Annotated in this window: 20 protein-coding genes; 12 read left to right on the forward strand and 8 right to left on the reverse strand. The window is 73.0% G+C overall.

Annotated features, from left to right (window positions below; translation table 11 throughout):
* Nucleotides 1-71 precede the first annotated feature (71 nt).
* From ABD207_RS03820 to ABD207_RS03830, 3 genes are all read right to left on the reverse strand, one after another.
* A complete protein-coding gene (locus tag ABD207_RS03820) occupies nucleotides 72-2,336 on the reverse strand; it encodes a molybdopterin oxidoreductase family protein (protein WP_344010016.1) in 2,265 nt (754 codons plus the stop codon).
* A gap of 202 nt (nucleotides 2,337-2,538) precedes the next feature.
* Nucleotides 2,539-3,156, reverse strand: a complete 618-nt coding sequence (locus ABD207_RS03825; RefSeq protein WP_344010017.1) for a TetR/AcrR family transcriptional regulator — start codon at nucleotides 3,154-3,156, stop codon at nucleotides 2,539-2,541.
* The gene (locus ABD207_RS03830; RefSeq protein ID WP_344010018.1) at nucleotides 3,153-3,890 is read right to left on the reverse strand and encodes a hypothetical protein; all 738 of its coding nucleotides are present in this window, start codon (nucleotides 3,888-3,890) and stop codon (nucleotides 3,153-3,155) included. The genes ABD207_RS03825 and ABD207_RS03830 overlap by 4 nt, the downstream gene beginning before the upstream one ends.
* 184 nt (nucleotides 3,891-4,074) lie before the next feature.
* Here ABD207_RS03830 and hmgA point away from each other — a divergent pair, with 184 nt between their 5' ends.
* From hmgA to ABD207_RS03845, 3 genes are all read left to right on the forward strand, one after another.
* Nucleotides 4,075-5,424, forward strand: a complete 1,350-nt coding sequence (gene hmgA, locus ABD207_RS03835; RefSeq protein ID WP_344010019.1) for a homogentisate 1,2-dioxygenase — start codon at nucleotides 4,075-4,077, stop codon at nucleotides 5,422-5,424.
* Nucleotides 5,425-5,485: 61 nt separating this feature from the next.
* The gene (locus ABD207_RS03840; protein ID WP_344010020.1) at nucleotides 5,486-6,235 is read left to right on the forward strand and encodes a GntR family transcriptional regulator; all 750 of its coding nucleotides are present in this window, start codon (nucleotides 5,486-5,488) and stop codon (nucleotides 6,233-6,235) included.
* A 26-nt stretch (nucleotides 6,236-6,261) separates the two neighbouring features.
* Entirely contained in the window at nucleotides 6,262-7,455 is a 1,194-nt protein-coding gene (locus ABD207_RS03845) for a type ISP restriction/modification enzyme (RefSeq protein ID WP_344010022.1), read from the forward strand.
* Nucleotides 7,456-7,472: 17 nt separating this feature from the next.
* On the opposite strand, the gene ABD207_RS03850 is transcribed toward ABD207_RS03845, so the two are convergent.
* Nucleotides 7,473-8,186 (reverse strand): TetR/AcrR family transcriptional regulator C-terminal domain-containing protein, encoded by a 714-nt coding sequence (locus ABD207_RS03850; protein WP_344010024.1) that lies wholly within the window; start codon nucleotides 8,184-8,186, stop codon nucleotides 7,473-7,475.
* 63 nt (nucleotides 8,187-8,249) lie between these two features.
* On the opposite strand from ABD207_RS03850, the gene ABD207_RS03855 reads away from it, so the two are divergent.
* Together ABD207_RS03855 and ABD207_RS03860 are read left to right on the forward strand one after the other, a co-directional pair.
* Nucleotides 8,250-9,230, forward strand: a complete 981-nt coding sequence (locus ABD207_RS03855) for an ATP-binding cassette domain-containing protein (protein WP_344010026.1) — start codon at nucleotides 8,250-8,252, stop codon at nucleotides 9,228-9,230.
* A complete protein-coding gene (locus ABD207_RS03860; protein ID WP_344010028.1) occupies nucleotides 9,227-10,009 on the forward strand; it encodes an ABC transporter permease in 783 nt (260 codons plus the stop codon). The genes ABD207_RS03855 and ABD207_RS03860 overlap by 4 nt, the downstream gene beginning before the upstream one ends.
* Before the next feature lie 78 nt (nucleotides 10,010-10,087).
* On the opposite strand, the gene ABD207_RS03865 is transcribed toward ABD207_RS03860, so the two are convergent.
* From ABD207_RS03865 to ABD207_RS03875, 3 genes are all read right to left on the reverse strand, one after another.
* Nucleotides 10,088-10,351, reverse strand: a complete 264-nt coding sequence (locus tag ABD207_RS03865; protein WP_344010030.1) for a hypothetical protein — start codon at nucleotides 10,349-10,351, stop codon at nucleotides 10,088-10,090.
* A 126-nt stretch (nucleotides 10,352-10,477) separates the two neighbouring features.
* A complete protein-coding gene (locus ABD207_RS03870; RefSeq protein WP_344010031.1) occupies nucleotides 10,478-11,296 on the reverse strand; it encodes an anti-sigma factor in 819 nt (272 codons plus the stop codon).
* Complete coding sequence (locus ABD207_RS03875) at nucleotides 11,293-11,835, reverse strand: sigma-70 family RNA polymerase sigma factor (protein ID WP_344001409.1); 543 nt, start codon at nucleotides 11,833-11,835, stop codon at nucleotides 11,293-11,295. The genes ABD207_RS03870 and ABD207_RS03875 overlap by 4 nt, the downstream gene beginning before the upstream one ends.
* A gap of 329 nt (nucleotides 11,836-12,164) precedes the next feature.
* On the opposite strand from ABD207_RS03875, the gene ABD207_RS03880 reads away from it, so the two are divergent.
* The 4 genes from ABD207_RS03880 (at nucleotide 12,165) to ABD207_RS03895 (ending at nucleotide 18,926) form a co-directional block, all read left to right on the forward strand.
* Nucleotides 12,165-13,697, forward strand: a complete 1,533-nt coding sequence (locus ABD207_RS03880; protein WP_344010032.1) for a DUF4331 domain-containing protein — start codon at nucleotides 12,165-12,167, stop codon at nucleotides 13,695-13,697.
* Nucleotides 13,698-13,958: 261 nt separating this feature from the next.
* The gene (locus tag ABD207_RS03885; RefSeq protein WP_344010034.1) at nucleotides 13,959-15,521 is read left to right on the forward strand and encodes a tetratricopeptide repeat protein; all 1,563 of its coding nucleotides are present in this window, start codon (nucleotides 13,959-13,961) and stop codon (nucleotides 15,519-15,521) included.
* 134 nt (nucleotides 15,522-15,655) lie between these two features.
* Nucleotides 15,656-17,236, forward strand: a complete 1,581-nt coding sequence (locus tag ABD207_RS03890) for a HoxN/HupN/NixA family nickel/cobalt transporter (protein ID WP_344010035.1) — start codon at nucleotides 15,656-15,658, stop codon at nucleotides 17,234-17,236.
* A 34-nt stretch (nucleotides 17,237-17,270) separates the two neighbouring features.
* Nucleotides 17,271-18,926, forward strand: coding sequence for a serine/threonine-protein kinase (locus ABD207_RS03895; RefSeq protein WP_344010037.1), 1,656 nt, complete (start codon nucleotides 17,271-17,273; stop codon nucleotides 18,924-18,926).
* Nucleotides 18,927-18,944: 18 nt separating this feature from the next.
* Here ABD207_RS03895 and ABD207_RS03900 read toward each other — a convergent pair whose 3' ends face one another.
* Nucleotides 18,945-19,751 carry an SGNH/GDSL hydrolase family protein gene (locus ABD207_RS03900; protein WP_344010039.1) on the reverse strand — a complete coding sequence of 269 codons (807 nt, stop codon included), beginning with the start codon at nucleotides 19,749-19,751 and terminating at the stop codon, nucleotides 18,945-18,947.
* Nucleotides 19,752-20,354: 603 nt separating this feature from the next.
* On the opposite strand from ABD207_RS03900, the gene ABD207_RS03905 reads away from it, so the two are divergent.
* Genes ABD207_RS03905 through ABD207_RS03915 form a run of 3 tightly spaced genes read left to right on the forward strand, consistent with a single transcriptional unit; the run spans nucleotide 20,355 to nucleotide 23,075 of the window.
* Nucleotides 20,355-21,185, forward strand: a complete 831-nt coding sequence (locus tag ABD207_RS03905) for a glycosyltransferase family 2 protein (RefSeq protein ID WP_344010040.1) — start codon at nucleotides 20,355-20,357, stop codon at nucleotides 21,183-21,185.
* Nucleotides 21,182-22,282 (forward strand): glycosyltransferase family 2 protein, encoded by a 1,101-nt coding sequence (locus ABD207_RS03910; RefSeq protein ID WP_344010041.1) that lies wholly within the window; start codon nucleotides 21,182-21,184, stop codon nucleotides 22,280-22,282. Before ABD207_RS03905 ends, ABD207_RS03910 begins: the two co-directional genes overlap by 4 nt.
* Nucleotides 22,275-23,075 carry a polysaccharide deacetylase family protein gene (locus ABD207_RS03915; RefSeq protein ID WP_344010043.1) on the forward strand — a complete coding sequence of 267 codons (801 nt, stop codon included), beginning with the start codon at nucleotides 22,275-22,277 and terminating at the stop codon, nucleotides 23,073-23,075. The genes ABD207_RS03910 and ABD207_RS03915 overlap by 8 nt, the downstream gene beginning before the upstream one ends.
* Nucleotides 23,076-23,146: the final 71 nt, after the last annotated feature.

Below are 23,146 nucleotides of genomic sequence, written 5' to 3' on the forward strand. Positions count from 1 at the left end.
ACCAGGCTGAACGGCGTCAACAAGACGTTGACCGCGAGCAATAAGCGCAACACTGCTGGTCACGGCTTTGCTCAGGTCAGCGCCTCGAGCTTTTCGGCCGCCTCGGCCGCCGCCGGGGCCACCTCGACCGGTATGCCGTTGAGGACGGCGTTGCCGGACAGCGGGTCCAGCCGGGTGCCGTCGAGGAGCTGGTTGACGTTGGCTCCGGGGTCGCCGGCGGCGTGCCGCAGGCGGGTGCCGGGGCGGTCGTGGCCCCAGCCGTGCGGGAGGCTCACCACGCCCTTGCGCACCGCGTCGGTGATCTCGGCGGGCGCGGTCACCGCTCCCCCGGCGCCGGTGATCCGCACCGGCTGTCCGTCGGCAATGCCGAGGCGCTCGGCGTCGTCGGGGTGCAGGTGCAGGGTGCAGCGGTTGGAGCCGCCGGTGAGGGCGGGCACGTTGTGCAGCCAGCTGTTGTTGGACCGCAGATGGCGGCGGCCGACGAGGACGAGTCCCTCGGCGCGCTCGTGGAGGGCGGTGCGCAGCCGGGGCAGGTCGGCGGCGATCGGTGCGGGCAGCAGCTCCACCTTGCCGCTGCGGGTCTTCAGCGGCTGCGGCAGCCGCGGGCGCAGCGGGCCGAGGTCGATGCCGTGCGGGTGCTCCAGCAGCCGGGCGAGGCGGAGGCCGTCGGGGCGGGCACCGAAGCCGTCGCCGTAGGGGCCGAGGCGCAGCATCATGTCCAGGCGCCGCTCGGGGCCGTCGGCGCCGGTCAGCAGGTCCGCGAGTTCCTTCGGGTCGCGGCCGTGCACCGGGGAGACGGGGTCGTTCACGGCCTTGCCGAGGGTCTGGTCGATCACCATCTCGTCCACGGCGGACGGGTCGGTTCCGTGCATGCCGGTGGCGGCGAGGATCAGCCGGGCCAGGATCTCCGTCTCGGCCATGCGGCCGGGCTCCAGGGGGACGGCGGGACGGGTGTAGCGGACCTGGTTGCGGACGGCGAGGGTGTTGAAGGCGAAGTCGTAGTGCGGGCTCTGCGAGGGCGGGGGCGGCGGCAGCACCACATGGGCGTGGCGGGAGGTCTCGTTGAGGTAGGGGTCGACGCTCACCATGAAGTCGAGCGAGCCGAGGGCCTTGTCGAGGCGGTTGCCGTCGGGTGCGGAGAGCACCGGGTTGGCGGCGACCACGATCAGGGCGCGGACCGGTTCGCCCTCGTCGGTGACGGTGTCGATCTCCTCGGCGAGGGCCGACAGCGGCAGTTCGGACTTGGCCTCGGGGTGGCGGGAGACGCGTGAGTGCCAGCGGCCGAGGGCGAACCCGCGGCCGGGCCCGGCGGGACGCGGGGTCTTGTCGGTGGCCGACAGCGGGAAGAGGGCGCCGCCGGGTTGGTCGAGGTTGCCGGTGAGGATGTTGAGGACGTCGACCAGCCAGGAGGCGAGGGTGCCGTGCGGGACGGTGCAGCTGCCGATGCGGCCGTAGACGGCGGCGGTGGGGGCGGCGGCGAGTTCGCGGGCGAGGGTGCGGATGGTGTCCGCGTCGACGTCGCAGGCCGCGGCGGCTGCCTCGGGGGTGAAGTCCCGCAGGGCGTCGCGGAGTTCGCCGAGACCGTCCAGGTGCGGGGTGAGCGGGCCCGGGTCGGCGAGCCCCTCGTCGAGGAGCGTGTGCGCCATCGCCGCGAGCAGCAGGGCGTCCGTGCCGGGGCGGACCGCGATGTGCCGGTCGGCGAGGCGGGCGGTGCGGGTGCGGCGCGGGTCGACGACGGTGAGGGTGCCGCCGCGGGCCTTGAGCGCCTTGAGGCGGCCGGGGAAGTCCGGGGCGGTGCACAGACTGCCGTTGGACTCCAGCGGGTTGGCGCCGATCAGCAGGAGGTGGTCGGTGCGGTCCAGGTCGGGCACGGGGATGGCGTTGGCGTCGCCGAAGAGCAGCCCGCTGGAGACGTGCTTGGGCATCTGGTCGACGGTGGAGGCGGTGAACAGGCTGCGGGTGCCGAGCCCGGCGACCAGCAGGGGCGGGTAGAGGGCGCCCGCCATGGTGTGCACATTGGGGTTGCCGAGGACCACGCCCACGGAGTTCGCGCCGTACCGCTCGGCGACGGGCCGGAGGCCGGCGGCGACCGCGTCGAACGCCTCCTCCCAGGTGGCCTCGCGCAGCTCGCCTCCGTCCCGGACGAGGGGGGTGCGCAGCCGGTCGGGGTCGTTGTCCAGTTCCGGGAAGGCGGCGCCCTTGGGGCAGATGAAGCCCTTGCTGAACACGTCCTCGCGGTCGCCGCGGGCGCGGGTGACCCTGCCGTCCTCGATGGTGAGCGTCAGGCCGCAGGTGGCCTCGCACAGGGGGCAGATGCGCAGAGCGGTGCGGGACACGGGTCCTCCCGGGTACGGCGGCACTCGGACGGACCGAGCATACCGACCGGTAGGCATGGAGGGGAGGGGTTTCGGCGCGCGAACCCGGCCGGCTTGCGGGCCGTGCGGGTCGGTCCAGCCGGAACGGTCAGGGTCCTACGGCCGGAACGACCGGGGCCCTGAGGCTGGAACGGTCAGGGTCATGCAGCCGGGCGGGGACGGCTCAGTCCAGTACGCGGGCGAGGTAGGCCCGCAGCATCTCCCGCAACTCCTCGATCACCTTCTCGTCCCCTTCGGGCGACAGCCGGAAGGCGAGCTGGACCAGGCCGTCGGCGGTCTCGACGGCGATCAGGACGGTGCGGCGCAGGTTCTCGTCGGCGGTGCGGCCGAGGTGGGCGGAGAGCAGGTCGGTGAGGCGGTCGGCGACGCGGTGGTTGGGCCCGGTGCGCTCGGCGCCCACCGGTATCTGGTTGCCGAAGTCGACCAGGGAGAAGCCGGGGGCGGTGCGCTTCATGTCCAGGTACTCGTCGATCACGACGTCCATGACAGGGCGCCAGCCGCGGTCCCCGGCGCCCTTGAGGCGGTCGGTGACCCGAGCGGTGAAGCGCTCCAGGTTGCGCTGGGCCAGGGCGTCCGCCATCTGCCGCTTGTTGCCGAAGAAGCGGTAGACGGAGCCGATGGGCACACCGGCCCGCTGGGCGACCGCGCGGGTGCTCAGGTCGTCATAGCCGACCTCGTCGAGGAGGTCGGCGCAGGCGTCCAGGATCCTGGCCAGCCGTTCGGCGCTGCGCCGCTGCACGGGGGCACGGCGGAGAGAGGTCACATGGGGCACGGCCCTCATGATGCCTGTTCGCCACCGGCCGGTGAACCTCGCCCTCCGCCCGCGGCCGGGGTGCCGTTCCCGCCGCCGTTCCGCGCCGGGGCGCCCTTCCCCGCCGGAGCGCCCTTCCCTCCGCTCTCCCCCGCAAGGGTGCCGTTCCCTCCGCTCTCCCCCGCAAGGGTGCCGTTCCCTCCGCTCTCCCCCGCAAGGGTGCCGTTCCCTCCGCTCTCCCCCGCCGGTGTGCCGGCCGGGCCCGGGGCCGGCTCCGAGACGGTGACATCGGCGGCGCTCTCCACCGGCTCCCCGTCGACGGCCCACACCGAGCCGTCGTCGGCGTAGAGGCGGGCGGTGACCTGATGGGTGCCGCGCGGCAGCATCCGGGCGGACAGATGGTGCTCGGCGGTGCGCAGCCGGGCGACGAGGCGGTCGTCGACGTAGAGGTGCGCAAGGCCGCGGCCGGCGTCGGCCCGCTTCGGCGCCCCCTGGGGCGAGAAGCGGAAGTGGAGCAGGGTGAGGCGTACGCCCCAGCCGCCGTCGGGGTCGGGGGTGACCTCGACGCGGACCTCGGGGGCGTCCTGCTCGTCCACCTCGCGGTAGGGCCGCCCGTCCGGGTCGCGGTCCTCCAGCAGCTTGCCCACCGGCGAGGGCGAGACCGCGTCCGCCTCCGGGGCGTCACGGGAGGCGCAGCCCGCGGCCCCGGCCACGGTGACCGCGCAGACCGCGAGCGCGGCGATCAGGCTCCGCGTCCTGGACATGCCAGGGAGCGTAGAACAGCGGTGCGAGCCCGCGGATCCACCTGGAGTCGGGTTCCGGGTCATCCGCCGAGAGGACTGCGTCCCCCTCTCCGCACATCGGTCCGCGCGGCCCTCTTGCGCCGGGGAAACCGCAATCCTACGGTGATGCATAGGAATCAATCGGCGCCGCAAGGGAGCAGCGAAGATGAGTGATGGGGGCACCGCCCGGGCGGGCGAGCCGGAGCGCGACGAGGCGCGCAAGGTCGCCGAGGCGCTGACCTATCTGTCCGGCTTCGGCAACGAGCACAGCTCGGAGGCCGTGCCGGGCGCCCTGCCCGTGGGACGGAACTCGCCGCAGCGCGCTCCGCTCGGCCTGTACGCGGAGCAGCTGAGCGGTACGGCCTTCACCGAGCCGCGGGCCGTCAACCGCCGCTCCTGGCTGTACCGGATCCGCCCGTCGGCCGCCCACCCGGCGTTCACCCGCACCGGCAACGGCACGCTGCGTGCCGCCCCGTTCAACCAGACCGCGCCTGACCCGAACCGGCTGCGCTGGGACCCGCTGCCCGAGCCCGGACCGGGCACGGACTTCCTGGCCGGCCTGTGGACCCTGGGCGGCAACGGCGACGTCACCCAGCGCACCGGCATGGCCGTGCACCTGTATCACGCCAACGCCTCCATGAAGCGCGTCTTCAGCAACGCGGACGGCGAGCTGCTGATCGTCCCGGAGCGCGGCGGGCTGCTGCTGCGCACCGAGTTCGGGCTGCTGCACGCCGAGCCGGGGCACATCGCGCTGATCCCCCGCGGCGTCCGCTTCCGCGTCGAGCTGCTGGACAGCACGGCCCGTGGCTACGTCTGCGAGAACTACGGCGCCGCCTTCCGCCTGCCCGACCTCGGCCCGATCGGCGCCAACGGGCTGGCGAACGCACGGGACTTCCAGGCGCCGGTCGCGGCGTACGAGGACGTCGAGGGCCCGGTGGAGGTGGTGAACAAGTTCTGCGGCAACCTGTGGTCGGCGACCTACGGCCACTCCCCGCTGGATGTGGTCGCCTGGCACGGCAACTATGTGCCGTACGTCTATGACCTGCGCCGTTTCAATGTGCTGGGAACCATCTCCTACGACCACCCGGACCCGTCGATCTTCACGGTGCTGACCTCGCCGAGCGACACCCCGGGGCTGGCCGGGGTGGACTTCGTGGTGTTCGCTCCGCGCTGGCTGGTGGGCGAGGACACGTTCCGGCCGCCGTACTTCCACCGGAACGTGATGAGCGAGTACATGGGCCTGATCGAGGGTGCCTACGACGCGAAGGCCGAGGGCTTCGTGCCGGGCGGCGGCTCGCTGCACAACACGATGTCGGCGCACGGCCCGGACCGGGAGACCTTCGAGCGGGCGAGCAACGCGGAGCTGAAGCCGCAGAAGATCGACGACGGCCTGGCGTTCATGTTCGAGACGCGCTGGCCGGTGATCCTGACGCCGCAGGCGGCGCGCGCGGAGCACGTGCAGGAGCGGTACGACGCCGTCTGGGAAGGCTTCGAACGTCACTTCAGGGAGCAGTGATGCCGCACGCCTCTTCCGTCCACCGATTGCACTGAGCGTTCCCGACCGGTACGGATAGCCCGTGACCTCCTTCGCTCCGGATTCGATCGTCCTGAACCGCAAGCTGCCGCTCTGGTATCAGGTGTCGCAATCACTGCGCGCCTCGATCCTCGGCCGCTCGCCGCAGGACCCGCTGCGGCTGCCCACCGAGGAGCAGCTGGCAGGGCACTACGGCGTGAGCGTGCTGACCATGCGGCAGGCGCTGAAGGAGCTGGAGGACGAGGGGCTGATCTCCCGGCACCGGCGGCGGGGCACGTTCATCGAGCCCGACGCACGCAGGGGCTCCCCGGTGCGGCTGCTGGGCTCGGTGGACGCCATCGTGGCCCAGCAGTCCGGGATGACCACCGAGCTGCTGGAGCACGGCCCCGCCCCGGTGCCGGCGGAACTCGCCGAGCACTTCCCGGACCTGACCGAGGTGGCGACGTACCACCGGCTGCGCAGCGACGAGAAGACCGGGGAGCCCACCAACCACGCCCGCAACTACGTCCGCCCCGAACTGGCCGAACGCATCGACCTGGACGATCTGGTGCGCTGGCCCATGACCAAGGTGCTGAGGGACGTCGTCGGGGTGGACATCAGCCGCATCACCGACACCGTGGAGGCACGGCTCGCGGACCCGGAGACCGCCCGGCTGCTGGAGGTTCCGCTGCTGAGCCCGATCCTGCACTACACCGGCATCACCTACGACACCGACGGACGCCCGCTGGACGTGGCCGTCATCAACTACCGGGGCGACCGCTTCTCCTTCACGGTCACCCTGGACGCCACCTGACCCGGCCGTCGGTGCCAGGTCGTACGATGCCCTGCGTGACGCACGACGACGCTCCGCTGCTGGCGGATCTGATGCCGTGGTCCGTCGCACCGCCCCGGCTCGGCCGGGCCTGGCCGGCGGGCCCCGACGCGGCGTCCCTGAAGGCCCGTTGGGCGGCGCTGGTCGAGGCCGAGGGACCCGACCGCGAGGCACTTCTCCAGCCGACCCGCGCACGCACCCTGCACACGGCGGTCGGCCGGCTGCCGGGCTCGGGCGGCGGCACGGAGCGCCTGGCCCGCGCCGCGGGCCCGTGCCCGGATCCGGTCCGCGTCCTGTACGCCCCGTTCGACGAGCAGTGGCTGATCCCCGACCACCGGCTGATAGACGCGGCCCGCCCGGAGCTGTGGCGGGTGGCCGACGCCCACCAGGTCTTCCTGCTGGAGACCGGCGCCGGACGCACCCCGGCCGACGCCGGAGCCGACTGGGGCCCTCCCCTGGTCGCCACTTCCCTCCTCCCCTTGCTCCGCCCCGGCCGCGTCCGCCCCCTGTACCGGCGGCCCGGCGGCCTGGAGCCCAATCTCGCCCCCGGCCTGCTCGCCCACCTCACCGACCGTCACGGCCAACAGATCAGCCCGCTCGACGTCCTCGCCTGGACCCTGGCCGTGGCCCGCCCGGCGCCCGGCGGGCTCGCCGTGCCGCTCACCGGGGACGCGGAGGCCTGGGCGCGGGGTGTGGCGGTCGGCCGCCGGATGCTGTGGCTGATGCGGCGCGACGGGGAGCGCCCGAAGCTTCCCGGCGGGCGCCGCCCGTACGTCCGCGCACCGCTGCCGTCCCGTCCGCTGACCCTGCACTACGACCGGGACGAGGAGAGCCTGCACCTCGACGAGGGCCGCATCGCGCCGGTGCCGGCGGCGGCCTGGGACTTCGAGCTGGGCGGCATCCGCGTCCTGGAACAGTGGTTCACCGCCCGCACGGCCCCGGCCGAACCGGGCACCCTGGCCGCGATCCGCCCGCCGGCCTGGCCGCAGACCTGGACCTCGGAGCTCCTGGAGCTGATCACGGTCCTGGCCCTGCTGGCGGAACTGCGGCCCCAGCAGGCCGCCTTGGCGGTCCCCGACCCGGTGACCGCCACCGACCTGCGCAAGGCCGGAGTCCTGCCGCCCCCGCCCGCGGCCCGCCGTCCCGCCTCCGTCCTGGACACCCAGGAGGAGGGCCCGGAGGGCCAGCTGGCGCTGATCTGAAACCGGAAGCCCCGTCCTCAGGCCCGCGGCTCGAACCCGTCGAGCACCCGGTGAAGGGCCCGCTCGAACACCGCCTCCAGGTCGATGGGCCCGGAGTTCTCCGCAAAGGCCGCCGCCATCCTGGGGTACTCGCCGCTCCCGATCCGCTCACGGAGGTAGGCGGCGCGGGCCGCGTGCTCCTGCTCCTCGGACCAGGGCAGCGAGCGGGTGCGCTCGGCGGTGGCGAGCTCGTTGGCGACATAGGTGGTGACGACGCCGTTGAGCATCGCGATCAGTTCCATCTTGGTGCCGTAGGACACGGGCAGCGGGTCCAGGCAGGCCAGGCAGTGCTCAAGGAAACGCAGGGCGTGCGGGCTGAAGCCGTAGACCGGTGACATCAGGCGGGGCAGCCAGGGGTGGCGGTGCATCAGGTCCCGGGTCTGGTGCGCCACGCGGAGCATGTCGGCGCGCCAGTCGCCCGACGGCTCCCACAGCTCGTGCTCGGCGCCCGCCGCGTCCACCATCAGCTCGTACAGGTCCTCCTTGCGGGGGACGTAGTTGTAGAGGGACATGGTGCCGCAGCCCAGTTCGGCGGCGACGCGGCGCATGGAGACGGCGTCCAGCCCCTCGGCGTCGGCGACCCGCACGGCGGCCGCCGCGATGTCGGCCCGTGTGTAGGCGGGCTTCGGTCCACGGCCCGTGCGCTCGGGGCGCGTCCAGATCACTTCGGGTTCGGCCGCTCGGCCCGCCATCGGTCATCACCTCGGCCTCCATCCTAGTTCCGTACACCGTACGTAGTGCGCTATGGTCCTCGCATGACTACTACGTACACTGTACTTAGTGAGGGTCTGGAGAAGCGCTTCGGCGAGGTCCGTGCCCTGCGCGGGCTGGATCTGGCGGTGGCCGCGGGATCGGTCTGCGCGGTGCTGGGCCCGAACGGGGCGGGCAAGACCACGGCGGTGCGGCTGCTGACCACACTGCTCCGGCCGGACGCCGGCTCGGCTCGGGTGGCCGGCTGCGACCTCGTGCGCGAGGCCCCGGCCGTGCGGCGCCGGATCTCGGTCACCGGGCAGGAGACCTCGATCGACGGGGACCTCACGGGCCGCGAGAACCTGCGGCTGTTCGCCCGGCTGCACCGGGTGCGCGGAGCCGCCGCGCGGGCCGCCGGGCTCCTCGACCGCTTCGGCCTCACGGCGGCGGCCGACCGGCCAGCCTCCGGCTACTCGGGCGGCATGCGACGCCGGCTCGATCTGGCGGCGAGCCTGATCCGCCGCCCCGAGGTGCTGTTCCTGGATGAGCCGACGACCGGGCTCGACCCGGCCAGCCGCGCGGTCATCTGGGACGCGGTGCGCGAACTGACCGGCGAGGGCACCACGGTGCTGCTCACCACCCAGTACCTCGAGGAGGCTGACCGGCTCGCCGACGACATCGCCCTGATGGACCGGGGCAGGGTGGCGCACACGGGATCGCCGGCCCGGCTCAAGGAGCAGGTGGGGACGTATGCGGAGGTGGTGGTCGCGGACGCGGACGCCCTGGCCGCGGCGGCCGGGGTCCTGGACCGGCTCACCGGCGGCGAGCCGTCGTTCGACCGGGAGCGCAACGCGGTCGGCGCGGTCACCAGGGACCGGACGCTCACCCTCCCCCGGCTGGTGCGCACGCTCGACGCGGCGGGCGTCCCGCTGCTGGACGCGAGCCTGCAACCGCCGACCCTCGACGACGTGTTCCTGCGCCTGACGACCCGGCAGCCGGACCTCCCCGCCGGCCCTCTCCACGACGACAAGGAGCGTGTCGCATGAGCACGTTGGCGTACGACGGCCGCGCGATGCTCGGCCGGCAGCTGCGGCGGATCCGGCACAACCCGGGGCTGCTGATCCTCACCCAGACGATGCCGGTCAGCATGCTGCTGTTCTTCGGCTATGTCTTCGGCAGCGCACTGGCGACACCGGGCGAGGCCTACCGCTCGTTCCTGGTGCCGGGGCTGCTGGTGGCGACCGCGGCGGGCGGGGTGATGACGGGGATGTTCCAGTCGGCTCAGGACGTCCACCGCGGGGTGACGGACCGGTTCCGCACCCTGCCGGTGAGCCGGGCCGCGGTGCCGGTGGGGCAGGCGGTGGCGGATCTGGCGGTGACCGCCGCCGGCATGGTTCCGTTCCTGCTGGTGGGGCTCGCGGTGGGCTGGCGGGTGGAGGGGAGCGTGCTCGGCGCGGCGGGGGCCGTGGCGCTGGTGCTGCTGTTCCGGTTCGCCTGCGTGTGGGTGGGCATCTACCTCGGACTGCTCACCCGGAACGAGGAGGCGGCCGGTCAGCTGGGCGGTGCGACCTTCCTGCTGCCGCTGCTGTCCAGTGCGTACATCCCCACCGGCGGTCTGCCGGGCGGGCTGCGCACGGTGGCCGAGTGGAACCCGATCAGCGCGGTCGCGAGTGCGGCGCGCGAGCTGTTCGGGAACGCCCGGGTGCCCGAGGGCGCGGCCTGGCCGGTGGCGCATCCCGTGGCGGGGTCGCTGGGCTGGTGCGCGGTCCTGCTCGTGGTGTTCGTGCCGCTGGCCGTACGGCAGTACGCGCACGGGCAGCGGTGAGGTCCTGGAGAGTTTCCGGCGGGCCCCCGGTGTGCTGCCGGGTGGGACCGGGGGCGCCGGCGTGCGGTGATGTGCGGGTCAGTGGCCGCCGAACAGGGTGCGGCGCAGACGGCGCAGAGGGGCGAAAAGCGAGACCCGGCTGGCACGGGCGCGGGCACCCCGGGCGCCGCGGTCACGCGCGGTCAGCTCACGCATCAGCGTGGTCGCCTCGGCCGTGTCGCGCTGCGGCACGGCGGGTCCCGCCAGCACCGACAGATGCCGGTCCAGGCGCGAACTGCTCGCACCGCTCCCGCAGGTGATCGCAGGGACCCTGGCCCTGCTGCGCACTGTTATCTGTTCCATGTCACTCCCCACCCGTACGATTCCACCCGGCCCGGGCAGGGTAACCCTATCGCCCCATCCCGGCACTCGGGTATCGAGGTCACAGGATTCACCTTCCCCATAAGGGTGTTGACGAACACTCGGCGATTACTCTCCGAATCCGACTGTTTTCAGGGCGAGTTGTGCAATGGGCCGGGCAGTGGGTTGCGGTGACCCTCCGTCAGGTTCGACGGTCACGGCGAGTGACGTCCCGGAGGTTTCCAGTCCGGTCGCCACCAAGGGCGTGTCGCCCTCGAAGAGGCCGAGGGAGCGCGGTTGCGCGCCCGGGCGCATGAGCCACAACTGGTGCACGCGCCCGCCCGGGGGCTCGCCGTAGCCGCCCAGGGTGACGATCGCGCTCTCCTCCGACGCGGAAGCGATCACTCCGATCGTTCGTCCCCGTTCGTCCCGTCCGGTGCTCGCACGGGCGTCCGGGGCGGAGAGAACGTGGGCGATCTCACGTGCCCGGTCCCGCTCGGCGTCGAGTCGGTCCTGGGTCCGCTCGGCCTGCACGCCGAAGAGGGCGGCGACGACCAGGGCCGCCGCGGAGGTGACCGTCGCCAGCGGCACCAGCAGCACAAGGCGCCGCCGCTCCCGCGGGCGGGGCGGGGGCTGGGTGCCCCAGACGTACGGCGGGAGCTGCGCCTCGCGCGCGGATCCGGAGCGCTGCGGTGCGGGCTCCTGCGGGATGCTGTGGATGGCCGACAGCACCCGCTCGCGCAGGGCGTCCGGTGCGGGCACGGCCGTGGACCAGGCGAGCCGGACGGTGTCCTCGGCCAGATCGCGCACCTCGGCGGCGCAGCGGTCGCAGGACTTCAGATGCTTCTCGAACTTGACGCGCTCGGCGGGGTCGAGCGCGTCCAGCGCGTAGGGAGCGGCGAGGGAGTGCACGTCCCCGCGCCCCAGCAGCCGGCCGAAGAGCGTCATGCCGCACCTCCCAGGCAGTCGCGGAGGCGGGTGAGCCCGTCGCGCATCCGCGTCTTGACCGTACCCAGCGGCAGGCGCAGCCGTTCGGCGACCTCCCGGTAGGTGTACCCCTCGTAGTAGGCGAGGGTGACCGACTGGCGCTGCAGCGCGGTGAGCCGGTTCAGGCAGCGGCGCACCCATTCGCGCTCCAGCCCCGCCTCGACCTCCTCGGCCACCTGGTCGAAGGCGGGGCCCTCGGCCCGCCGCGCCTCCCGCTGCTCACGCTCACCCGCGGCACGCGCGCTGCGCACCCGGTCGACCGCCCGGCGGTGGGCCAGAGTCAGCACCCAGGTCAGGGCGCTGCCCCGGCCGGGATCGAACCGCGCGGCCGAACGCCAGAGTTCGAGCAGCACCTCCTGCGACACCTCCTCCGACTGCGCGGGATCGCGCACCACCCGCCGCACCAGCCCGTACACCGGTCCGGACACCAGCCCGTACAGCTCCTCGAACGCCTTGTGGTCACCCCCGGCCACTCGCACCAGAAGCTCGTCCGCTTCCAACGGGCCTCCCCCCCTCTTCCGGCCCCCTCCGGGCCACCCGAACGTCATGAGGCATTCGCGGCGAGCGCGCCTCCGGATGGGTTTACGGATCGGCGGGCCGAAAACGCGGGTCGAGCAGGAGAAAAACAGGGATTGACGCGGCGACAGGTGCGGGGAGCCGGGCAAGAGGGCGTGCCACCCAGCTCCCGGCTCGGGGATCCAGCGCCGCGGACGGGCGAGAGGGCGACGCGAAGGACACGCGAGAAGGCGTTGGGAAATTCGACCAATCCGGCCCGCCCCGGGCTCCGAATCGAGGGGTGTAAGGCAAGTCGGCACCGAGGACGGACCGCATGACACCTAACTCCAGGACGGGCGTGGGACGCAGGAGCCTCGCGACCCTGATCAGTGGTGCGCTGGCCGCCGGGGGGCTCGCAGCCGCCGGTGTGACCACGCTGGAACCGGGGGCGGCCTCCGCCTCCAGCCACCGGGAGGCCCCGCTGATCTCGGGCACCCCGCAGTACGACAACACGGACCTGTACGCCTTCGTCAGTCCCGACAAGCCGGACACCACGACGATCATCGCGAACTGGATCCCCTTCGAGGAGCCGGCCGGCGGGCCGAACTTCTTCACCTTCGCCGAGGACGCCCAGTACGACCTGCGCATCGACAAGAACGGGGACGCGCAGGAAGACCTCGTCTTCCGGTACACGTTCAAGACGCACACCAAGAACGACAAGACGTTCCTCTACAACACCGGCCCGGTCGAGAGCCTCGACGACCCGGACCTCAACATCACGCAGACCTACGACCTCGAGATGATCAAGCTGCGTCATCTCAAGGCCGAGTCCAGGACCAAGATCGCCGACGACGTTCCGGTGGCGCCGTCCAACGTCGGCAAGGCGTCGATGCCGGACTACGACAAGCTGCGCAAGGAGGCGATCCACGAACTGGCGGGCGGCGTGACGACGTTCGCCGGGCAGGCCGACGACCCGTTCTTCCTGGACCTGCGCGTCTTCGACCTGCTGTACGGAGGCAATCTCTCCGAGGTCGGCAACGACACCCTCAAGGGCTACAACGTCAACTCGATCGCCCTCCAGGTGCCCACCAGCCACATCACCGAGTCGCACGAGCAGCCGGTCGTCGGCATCTGGTCGACCACGCAGCGCAAGAACGCCAAGGGTCACTTCAAGCAGGTCTCGCGCCTGGGCAACCCGCTGGTGAACGAGGTCGTCAACCCGGTGAAGGACAAGGACACCTTCAACGCCTCCACGCCGCGGGACGACGCACAGTTCCTGAAGAACGTGACCAACCCGGAGCTGCCGAAGCTCATCGAGGGGATCTACAAGATCCCCGCGCCGAAGGAGCCGCGCAACGACCTGGTCGACGTGTTCCTGAAGGGCGTGAAGGACCTCAACCAGCCGCCGCACGTCACCCCTTCGGAGATGCTGCGCCTCAACACCTCGATCGAGCCCACGGACAAGCCCAAGCGGCTGGGCGTGCTGGACGGCGACAACGCGGGCTTCCCGAACGGGCGCCGGCTGACGGACGACGTGATCGACGCCGCGCTCCAGGTGGTCGAGGGCGAACTGGTCGGCGCGAAGAACGACCTGGGCGACGCGGTCGACGCCAACGACAAGAAGTTCGGCGCGTCCTTCCCGTATCTGGCCAACCCCACGGAGGGGTCGCGCGGCCCGCTGGCCGAGGGTGTGAAGAGCGGCAACGACGTACGCAGCCAGCTGGGTGACGCACTGCGGCCGGCCGCGGCCGAGGGCTCCGGCAACACCACGCTGATCGCCGCGTCCGCGGGCGCGGGAGCCGGCGGCATCCTGCTGATCGGCCTGGCCCTCGCATGGTGGCGCCGGATGCGCGGCCGGGCGTACTGACCGGCCCTCGGGTGAGCACTCACCTGCGGACGGACGTACTACCCCGCGGGTGAGCACCCACCCGCGGACGGACGTACTACCCCGCGGGTGAGCACCCGTCCCCGACCGGCACGGCCCGTTCCCCACTCATCCCCCACGGCACGGGCCGTGCCCCACACCCCCCCACATCCCACAACCGACCCAGCCCCACGCACGACACACCCGCACTCGACGTCACACACCCCCACGCCCCAGCGACCGCACACCGAACGAGGAGAGGGCATGCCTCCGCGCACGACGGACAGCGCTCAGGAGAAGGACGAGCCCACCGGGCCGTCCGTCCCCGACACCGCCCACCCGCCGGCGGGCGAGGGCCCGGTGACCGGCTCGGCAGACGCACCCGCCGCCGACTCCACTCCCCGGGCGGCTCGCATCGGCGCCCTCCGCCGGTTCGCCGCCGGCGCGCGGCGCTCCCGCGGCCTGCATCTCGCCTCGTGCGCCGCGCTGCTGGCCGTCGCCATGACCGCAGGAGCCGTGGCGGTCGGCGGCGCTCGCCAGGACGCCCCGGCCGGGTCCGACGCCGCTCCCGCCGGTGCCTTCGCCCCCAGTGCGCTCACCGGTGATCTCGACGCGGGCATCCGTTCCCTGCAGGCCCATCTGCGGGCCCAGCCGCGGGACTTCAGCGGATGGGCGACCCTGGGACTCGCCTACGTCGAGCAGGCGCGGGTCAAGGGCGACCCCTCGCGCTACCCCCAGGCGGAACGGGCGGTCAAGCGCTCCCTCGCCGTGTCACCCGGCAACGACCAGGCGCTCAGCGCACGCGCCGCGCTGGCCGCCGCGCGGCACGACTTCCCCGGGGCGCTGAAGCACGCGGAGCAGGCCCTGAAGCGGAACCCCTACAGCGAACGCGCGCTGTGCACCCGGATCGACGCGCTGGTCGAGCTCGGCCGGTACGAGGACGCCGCCGAGGCGGCCGACATCGCCGACGACCGCAGGCCGGGGGTCCCGGTGTTCACCCGGTACGCGTATGTGCAGGAGCTGCGCGGCGACGCGGGCATCGCGCGCCGGGTGCTGCAGCAGGCGCTGAAGCCGGCGTCCTCGCCCGCGGACGTGGCGTACGTGGCGACGTCCCTCGGTCAACTGGCCTGGAACCAGGGCGACTACAAGGCCGCGCTGCGGCACTACGGGCGGGCGCTCGCCGCCGACGACGGCTATCTGCCCGCGTTGGAGGGGCGCGCCCGCGCCCAGGCGGCGAGCGGCGACCGCGCCGGGGCGATCAAAACGCTGGAGCAGGTCGTCGCCCGCTCCCCGCTGCCGGGGCCGCTGGTGGCCCTCGGCGAGCTGTACGAGGCCCGGGGCGGCGACGGCGACCGGGCCAAGGCACGGGACCAGTACGCCCTGGTCGAGGCCTGGACCTCGCTCGCCCGGGCCGGCGGGGTCAACGCCGACCTGGACACCGCGCTGGCCCTCGCCGATCACGGGGACCCCGCCCAGGCGCTGCGCGCGGCCCGAGCGGAGTGGGAGCGCCGCCGCACCGTGCACACGGAGGACGCGCTCGCCTGGGCGCTGCATGTCAACGGCCGCGACAAGGAGGCCCTCGCCCACGCCCGCCGGGCCACGGCGACCGGGTACCGCAACGCCGTCCTCCTCTACCACCGCGGCATGATCGAGCGCGCCACCGGCCACCACGCGGCCGCCCGCACCTCGCTGAAGGCGGCCCTGGAGCTGAACCCGGGCTTCTCACCGCTGGGCGCCCGCGAGGCACGGGCCGCGCTGAAGGATCTGAAGGATCTGAAAGACCGAAAGGACCTGAAGGACCTCAAGGATCCGGAGGCGGCGCGTTGATCCTCCGCCCTTCGAGCCTCCGCCCTTCGAGCCTCCGCCCTTCGAGCCTCCGCCCTTCGAGCCTCCGCCCTTCGAGCCTCCGCCCTTCGAGCCGCCCTTCGAGCCTTCGCCGTGCGCTCGCCGCCGGCTCCGCCGTGCTCACCGCCGCCTGTGCGCTCGTCCTGGTCCCGGCCCCGGCGGCGAGCGCGCACCCACTCGGCAATTTCACCGTCAACCGCTACGACGGCCTGGTGGCCGCACCCGGCGAACTCCGCGTCCACCATGTGGAGGACCTGGCCGAGATCCCGGCCACCCAGGCCGGGCCGGACGTCGAGCGACTGGGCATCGGCCGCTGGGCGCGGGAGCGCTGCGCGGCGGCCGCCGGGGACAGCGAAGTGCGGGTCGACGGGCGGAAGGTGCCGGTCACCGTCACCAGCAGCCGGGCGCGGATCCGGCCGGGGCAGGCCGGGCTGGACACCCTGCGGGTGGAGTGCGGGCTGACCGCGCCGCTCCCCGAGCGCGAGACGGTGGCGGTCGGTTTCCGGGGCGCCGGCGCCTCCTCGGGGCCGGGCTGGCGGGAGATCACGGCGCGCGGCGACCGGATGACGCTCACCGCCTCGGACGTGCCGGAGAACTCGGTGTCCCGTGAACTGACCCGGTATCCGGAGGAGTTGCTGTCCTCCCCCGCCGACGCCGTGAGCGCGAGCCTGCGGGTACGTCCCGGCGGGCCCGCGCTGGCCGAGGAGGGCGGCGGGGCTCCCGCATCCTCCGTGCTGCCGCGCGGGGCCGACCGGTGGACCCGCGCCCTCGACGATCTCGTCGCCCGGCACGATCTCACCGCGGGCTTCGCCGCCCTCGCCCTGCTGATCGCCGTGTTCCTCGGCGCGATGCACGCGCTGGCACCCGGCCACGGAAAGACGCTGATGGCCGCGACGGCGGCGGCTCGCGGGGGCCGGGCCCGCCTCCGGGACGTGCTGCCCATGGCGGCCTCGGTGACGATCACGCACACCCTCGGCGTGGTCGCCCTGGGCCTGCTGGTGACGGCCGGCTCGGTGGCCGCGCCCTCGGTGATCGCCTGGCTCGGCATCGCCAGCGGCGTCCTGGTCACCCTGGCGGGCGCGAGCCTGGTCCGCCGGGCCCTGCGCAACCGGCCCGGCTCACCCGGCCACTCTCACGCACCCGGACAGGGGCACACACACGAGCACCCGGACGCACCTCACCCCGGCCACGAGCACACCCACGCCCACCCCGACGACCACGGACACGGACACGGACACGAGGACCCCGCGCACCCGCACTCCCACCCGCACGACCACGGCGCGGCGCACGAGCACCCGTCCCACTCCCTGACGCACACCCACGGCGGCCGCACCCACACCCACGCGGTCGCTCCCACCCTGCGCGGCACCATCCTGCTCGGCTTCGCCGGGGGGCTGGTGCCGACCCCCTCGGCCGTCGTGGTGCTCGTCGGGGCCGCCGCGCTCGGTCAGGCCTGGTTCGGGCTGCTGCTGGTCGTGGCGTACGGCGTGGGACTGGCCCTCACCCTCACCGCCGCCGGGTACGCCGTGGTGAAGGCGGGCAGCGGTGCGGCCCGGCTGCTGGCGCGCCGCCCCCGCTGGGCGAGGAGCCCGCTGGCCGCCTTCGCGCGCCGCGCCGCCCCGCTGGGCTCGGCGTTCGTCGTGGTGGCTCTCGGGGCGGGTTTGGTGTTCAGGGGGGCCGCATCCGCTCTCGGCTGAGCTACTTTCATCAGGTACGGGAAGATTCGCCCGGATGCGAAATGGGGGCGCCGTGTCCGAAGAACCGGGCCAGGAGCGGGTGATCGCGGGCCGTTACCGCCTGCTGTCGCCACTCGGCGAAGGCGGTATGGGCACGGTCTGGCGGGCCCGCGACGAGGTGCTGCACCGCGAGGTCGCCGTCAAGGAGGTGCGCGCCCCGGCGGGGCTGCCGGTTTCCGACGTGGAGCGGATGTACGCCCGGCTGGAGCGGGAGGCGTGGGCGGCGGCCCGGATCGCCGACCGCCATGTGGTGACGGTGTACGACGTGGCCACGGAGGAGGGGCGTCCGTGGATCGTCATGGAGCTGATCCGCGGCCTGTCCCTCGCCGAGGTGCTGGACGCCGAGGGTCCGCTCTCCCCGCAGCGCGCCGCGCACATCGGCGCGGAGGTACTGGCGGCGCTGCGGGCGGCGCACTCGGCCGGGGTGCTGCACCGGGATGTGAAGCCGGCCAATGTGCTGATCGCGAACGACGGCCGGATCGTGCTCACCGACTTCGGCATCGCCATGGTCGAGGGCAGCTCCGCGCTGACCATGACCGGCGAGGTCGTCGGCTCGCCGGAGTTCCTCGCCCCGGAGCGGGCGCTGGGCCGCACCCCGGGGCCCGAGTCGGACCTGTGGTCGCTCGGGGTGCTGCTGTATGCGGCGGTCGAGGGCCATTCGCCGTTCCGTCAGGACACCCCGCTGAGCACGCTGCGGGCGATCGTGGACGAGGAGCTGCCGCCGCCGCGCCGGGCCGGTCCGCTCACCCCGGTGATCGAGGGGCTGCTGCGCAAGGACCCGGCGGAGCGGCTGTCGGCGGGTCAGGCGCTGGCGGATCTGCGGGCGATCGGCGAGGGAGGCTCGCCGCACGCGGCTCCGGCGGGCCCGGACCCGTACGCCCCGACGGTGGCGGCCCCGCAGCCGGGCCCGCCCACGGGTCCGCAGGCGCACCGCAGTGCCGGTGCCACCCCTCCGATGCCGGGCCCGGGTGTGCCGGACGGCACCACTCAGGTCACCCGGCAGGAGCCGGAGCACTCCCGCCGCTCCCGGATCGCCCTGATCGCGGGCGTGACCGTGCTGGTCCTGGCGCTGGCGGCGCTGACGTACGGGCTGCTGAACCGCGGCGACGGAGGCGGCGGGGGCGAGGCCGGCACCGGTACCGAGGTGAGCACGCCCGCGCAGACCGGTGACGAGGAGGAGCGCCGCGAGAACCCGCGGACGTCGGGTCCGCCGACCTCGCCGACGCCGAGCGAGTCGGAGCGGACCAGTGAGCCGGCGCAGACGGTGCGGGTGACGGTGCACGGGGAGCGCACCGAGTACTCGGGGATCTGTCCGCCGCCGAGCGCCGAGGCCCCGTCGTTCACGGCGACGTTCACGGTGGGCCGGCTGCCGGCCGAGGTGAGCTACCGCTGGGTGGCCGAGGGCGGCGCGGTGGACGACACGGGGTGGCGCACGCTGTCGTTCCCGGAGGGCGGCGGTCGGACCAAGCGGGACACGGTGGTGGTGACGACGTATTCGGAGACGGGCACGCTGCAGAGCGCGATCGGTGTGGAGGTGCGCGATCCGGTGCGGCTGACGTCGCAGAAGGTGCCGTTCTCGGTGACGTGCGAGACGGAGACCCCGACGGGCGGGGCCTCCCCTTCTCCTTCCGGTTCGGTGGTCGCGCCCTGAGCGGCGGGCGCGTCCGGGTCAGGCGGCGCCGTTGAGCACCGGCAGGTAGCCGCCGGACTGGCCGGCCGCCTTGGGGTGGTACGACTCGCCGATGTTGAGCCAGTTCACGCTGTGCAGCCAGGGGCTGCCGGAGCACAGCTCGTGGCCGGTGAAGGTGGTGCGCACGTCGCCGAAGGTGAAGCCGTGGGCGCGGGCGCGCTGGGCGATGGTGTTGTTGAGATGGTCGGCACCGTCGTTGATCGCCTTCCGCTTGGTCTCGGAGAGGCCGACGCAGGTGGTGCCGAGCTTGTAGAAGCGCGGGTAGCCGAGGACGACGACCCGGGCGTTGGGTGCCTTGCTGCGGATGGCCGAGTAGACGTTGTCGAGCAGGCCGGGGAGCGTGGAGTCGACGTAGGACCGCGCGGTGGCGATCCGGGACAGGCAGGTGCTGTCGGACTGGAGCACACAGGTCGTCATGACGTCGGCGAAACCTGCGTCGTTGCCGCCGACGCTGATGGAGACGAGACCGGTGGTGCTGCTGAGCGGGCCGAGCTGTCCATGGAGAACATCACCCGTCCGGGCGCCCGAGCAGGCCGTGAAGTTGAAGCTGGCGGGTGAGTTGGCGGCGGCCCAGAGGTACGGATAGGCCTTCGTGCTCCGCTTGCAGTCGCCGCTGGAGGAGATGTAGCTGCCGGCTCCGACACCGGAGGAGTAGGAGTCGCCGAGGGCTGCATAGCCGCTGTTCGCGGCCAGTTGGGACGCGTGTGCCGTGGTGGCCCCGGTGAGGGCGGTGGCGGCGGTGAGGAGGAGTGAGCTCAGAAAGAGGACAAGTCGGGAACGTCTCATGGAACCTCCCTTTAGCAGGATCTCTGCCGCAACCGTCGTAGCAACTACGCGTGTTGACAGGAAGTGTCCATGCCAAGACTTCTGGACTATTTCCAGGAACTCCGCGACTTCTTCACGGATTCTGTGGTAAGGCGCGGATCACCCGCGAACGGCACCGGTTGAAGTACGGACGAATTCCGGACGTAGGGCCGTTCGGACCTTGACCCCCTCTGAGCGGCTGAGCCACATTGAAGCCCGACCCGTGGCCAAACCATCAAAAAGGTGAGGCACGTTCCAGGTCTTGCCATACGGGTTCAATCGTCAATACCGTCATACATCTCACCCGCACCGGTGCGTCAGTACGTGACTCCAGGGGAGGGCTCAGGGGCGCGACGGGCCGGCGCGGGGCGCGGTAGGGGGGTGCCGTGCTCGTGATCGCAACCGTGAACGAGCCGTGCCGCGCGGCTGGCTGCCATTCCGCGCAGCCGGCCAGATTTGCCAGCTCACCCGGCGTGCACGGAGCTCCGTGCCGTCATGCCACGGGTGAGAACCCCCCTTTCGAACCGGAAGAAGAGCCGGGCCGCCCAGGGGCGGGCGGTCCACCGGACGAGAGGGACCAGACTCATGAGCTCAGTTCTGCAGCCCGCGGCCACGGATCAGGACGACAATGATCCGCCGACCTCGGGAAAGTACCGGCCAGTCTCCTCGCATCTGGCGATAGCGCCGCCGGTCAGCGTGGTCATACCGGCCATGAACGAGGCGGAGAACCTGCCGTACGTCTTCAAGACGCTGCCCGACTGGATCCACGAGGTGGTGCTGGTCGACGGCAACTCCACCGACAACACCGTCGAGGTGGCCCGCGAGCTGTGGCCGGGGGTCAAGGTGGTCGAGCAGCGCGGCAAGGGCAAGGGTGACGCCCTGATCAGCGGTTTCCAGGCCTGCACCGGGGACATCATCGTGATGGTCGACGCCGACGGCTCGGCCGACGGCAACGAGATCGTCAGCTATGTCTCCGCCCTGGTCTCCGGCGCGGACTTCGCCAAGGGATCCCGGTTCGCCAACGGCGGCGGCACCGACGACATGACCTTCATCCGCAAGCTCGGCAACCGGGTGCTCTGCGCCATCGTCAACCGGAAGTTCGGCGCCCGCTACACCGACCTCTGCTACGGATACAACGCGTTCTGGCGGCACTGCCTGGACAAGATCGAGCTCGACTGCACCGGCTTCGAGGTGGAGACCCTGATGAACATCCGGGTCGTCAAGGCGGGCCTGAAGGTGCAGGAGATCCCGAGCCACGAGTATCTGCGCATCCACGGCACCAGCAATCTGCGCGCCGTGCGCGACGGTCTGCGGGTGCTCAAGGTGATCCTCAAGGAGCGCTCCAACCGGCGTGCGCTGCGCCGCCGCGGCAACCACTCGCCGCTGCTGGAGACGGTGCGGGAGAAGGTGTCTTGAGCGAGCCCGGGACGCCCGGCATCTCGGTCGTGATCTGCGCCTACACCGAGGACCGCTTCGAGGACGTCCTCGCGGCGGTCGCCTCGGTGCGCGCGCAGTCACGGCCGGCCCTGGAGACGCTGCTGGTCGTCGACCACAACCCGGCTCTCCTGGACCGGCTGGGCAAGGAGTTCAAGGATCCCCAGGACGGCACCGTCGTGCGGGTGCTCGCCAACGCGGGCCCGCGCGGCCTGTCCGCCGGGCGCAACACCGGGATCGCCGCCGCCCGCGGCGAGATCGTGGCGTTCCTGGACGACGACGCCGTCGCCGAACGCGACTGGCTGAAGTACCTGGCCGAGGCCTACGCCGATCCGCGGGTGATGGCGGTCGGCGGGCGCACCGAACCGGTCTGGGCGTCGGGCCGGCGCCCCGACTGGTTCCCCGAGGAGTTCGACTGGGTGGTGGGCTGCACCTACCGGGGCCTGCCGCCCGGCCGTGTCCGGGTGCGCAACGTCCTCGGCGGCAACGCCTCGTTCCGGCGCAGCGCCTTCGACCATGCGGGCGGCTTCGCCACCGGCATCGGACGGGACGGCGACAAGCGCCCGCTGGGCGGGGAGGAGACGGAGCTGTGCATCCGGCTCAGCCGCGCCTGCCCGGACGCCGTGCTGCTGATCGACGACCGGGCGGTGATCCACCACCGGGTGCCCGGGGCCCGCGAGCACTTCCGCTACTTCCGCACCCGCACCTATGCCGAGGGTCTGTCAAAAGCCCTGGTGGCGCGCAGTGTCGGGGCGGACAAGGGCCTGGAGTCCGAGCGCCGCTACACCACCCGCGTGCTGCCGGCCGGGGTGGCGCGGGGGCTGCGCGACGCCCTGCTGGGCCGCCCCGGCGGGGCGGGACGCGCAGGAGCCATCGTCGCCGGGGTGCTCACGGCCGCGGCCGGCTATGCGGTGGGCAGCCTGCGGGCGCGGCGGGGCGCGGTGACGTTCTCCGTGGCGGACATCGAAGGGGCCGGCGGAGCAGGCGCGGACCGCAAGGCCCCTGCGGACCGCAAGGCCGACGGGGTGGGCGCGGACCACAGGGCCGGCGGTGACGGGGGCGGTGACGCACATGGATGACGTGCGCGTGCCGGTCCTCATGTACCACTCGGTCGCCACCGACCCCAATGACGCGACCCGTGCGCTGTCCGTCTCCCCGCAGGCGTTCGCCGAGCAGATGGAAGTGCTCGCCGAGCAGCGGCTCACCCCCGTCACCACGGCGGAGCTGGCCGCCTGCTGGCGCACGGGCCGCCCGCTGCCGCCGCGCCCGGTCCTTGTCACCTTCGACGACGGCTACGAGGGCGTACACCGCCACGCCCTGCCCGTGCTCGCCGAGCACGGCTTCACGGCCACCCTGTTCGTCTCCACGGGCTGGCTGCGCGGCCCGTACGACACCGGCGGCGGCCTGGACACCATGCTGGACTGGGACCAGGTGCGTGAACTGGCGGACGCGGGCGTGGAGATCGGCGGGCACAGCCACTCCCACCCGCAGCTGGACCAGCTCGGTGACCGGGCTCTGCGCTCCGAGCTGATCCTGTGCAAGGAGATCGTCTCGGACCAGCTCGGCCGCGCACCCGCCTCCTTCGCGTACCCCTACGGATACTCCAGCCGCCGGGTGCGCGAGGCGGTGCGGGAGACCGGGTACGCCCAGGCGCTCGCCGTCGGCAACGGCCTCGCCCGGCGCGCGCAGGGGCCGTACGCGCTGCGGCGCGTGACGGTGCGCCGGACCACCACCACCGCCGAGTTCGAGCGGCTGGTCCAGGGGCGGGCGATCGGGCGCACCTTCGCCCGGGACCGCGCGCTGACCAAGGGGTACGCCGTGGTCCGCCGGGCCCGGCAGGCGCGCCGGGCGGTGGCGCGGGCCCTGACCTGAACGGCGGGAGCGGGCAAACGGGCGGCCCTTCGCGTGTGCCCGGGAAACCGGGTGCACGCACGGCCCGCGTG

Origin of the sequence: Streptomyces thermospinosisporus (genome assembly GCF_039526425.1) — a bacterium.
Classification (GTDB): domain Bacteria; phylum Actinomycetota; class Actinomycetes; order Streptomycetales; family Streptomycetaceae; genus Streptomyces; species Streptomyces thermocarboxydovorans.

Excerpts from the sequence above, each read along its gene's own strand:
- ABD207_RS03825 (WP_344010017.1), bottom strand. The coding sequence starts at position 3,156 with ATGAGGGCCGTGCCCCATGTGACCTCTCTCCGCCGTGCCCCCGTGCAG.
- ABD207_RS03830 (WP_344010018.1), bottom strand. The coding sequence starts at position 3,890 with ATGTCCAGGACGCGGAGCCTGATCGCCGCGCTCGCGGTCTGCGCGGTC.
- hmgA (WP_344010019.1), top strand. The coding sequence starts at position 4,075 with ATGAGTGATGGGGGCACCGCCCGGGCGGGCGAGCCGGAGCGCGACGAG.
- ABD207_RS03845 (WP_344010022.1), top strand. The coding sequence starts at position 6,262 with ATGCCCTGCGTGACGCACGACGACGCTCCGCTGCTGGCGGATCTGATG.
- ABD207_RS03850 (WP_344010024.1), bottom strand. The coding sequence starts at position 8,186 with ATGGCGGGCCGAGCGGCCGAACCCGAAGTGATCTGGACGCGCCCCGAG.
- ABD207_RS03855 (WP_344010026.1), top strand. The coding sequence starts at position 8,250 with ATGACTACTACGTACACTGTACTTAGTGAGGGTCTGGAGAAGCGCTTC.
- ABD207_RS03860 (WP_344010028.1), top strand. The coding sequence starts at position 9,227 with ATGAGCACGTTGGCGTACGACGGCCGCGCGATGCTCGGCCGGCAGCTG.
- ABD207_RS03865 (WP_344010030.1), bottom strand. The coding sequence starts at position 10,351 with ATGGAACAGATAACAGTGCGCAGCAGGGCCAGGGTCCCTGCGATCACC.
- ABD207_RS03870 (WP_344010031.1), bottom strand. The coding sequence starts at position 11,296 with ATGACGCTCTTCGGCCGGCTGCTGGGGCGCGGGGACGTGCACTCCCTC.
- ABD207_RS03880 (WP_344010032.1), top strand. The coding sequence starts at position 12,165 with ATGACACCTAACTCCAGGACGGGCGTGGGACGCAGGAGCCTCGCGACC.
- ABD207_RS03885 (WP_344010034.1), top strand. The coding sequence starts at position 13,959 with ATGCCTCCGCGCACGACGGACAGCGCTCAGGAGAAGGACGAGCCCACC.
- ABD207_RS03895 (WP_344010037.1), top strand. The coding sequence starts at position 17,271 with ATGCGAAATGGGGGCGCCGTGTCCGAAGAACCGGGCCAGGAGCGGGTG.
- ABD207_RS03900 (WP_344010039.1), bottom strand. The coding sequence starts at position 19,751 with ATGAGACGTTCCCGACTTGTCCTCTTTCTGAGCTCACTCCTCCTCACC.
- ABD207_RS03905 (WP_344010040.1), top strand. The coding sequence starts at position 20,355 with ATGAGCTCAGTTCTGCAGCCCGCGGCCACGGATCAGGACGACAATGAT.
- ABD207_RS03915 (WP_344010043.1), top strand. The coding sequence starts at position 22,275 with ATGGATGACGTGCGCGTGCCGGTCCTCATGTACCACTCGGTCGCCACC.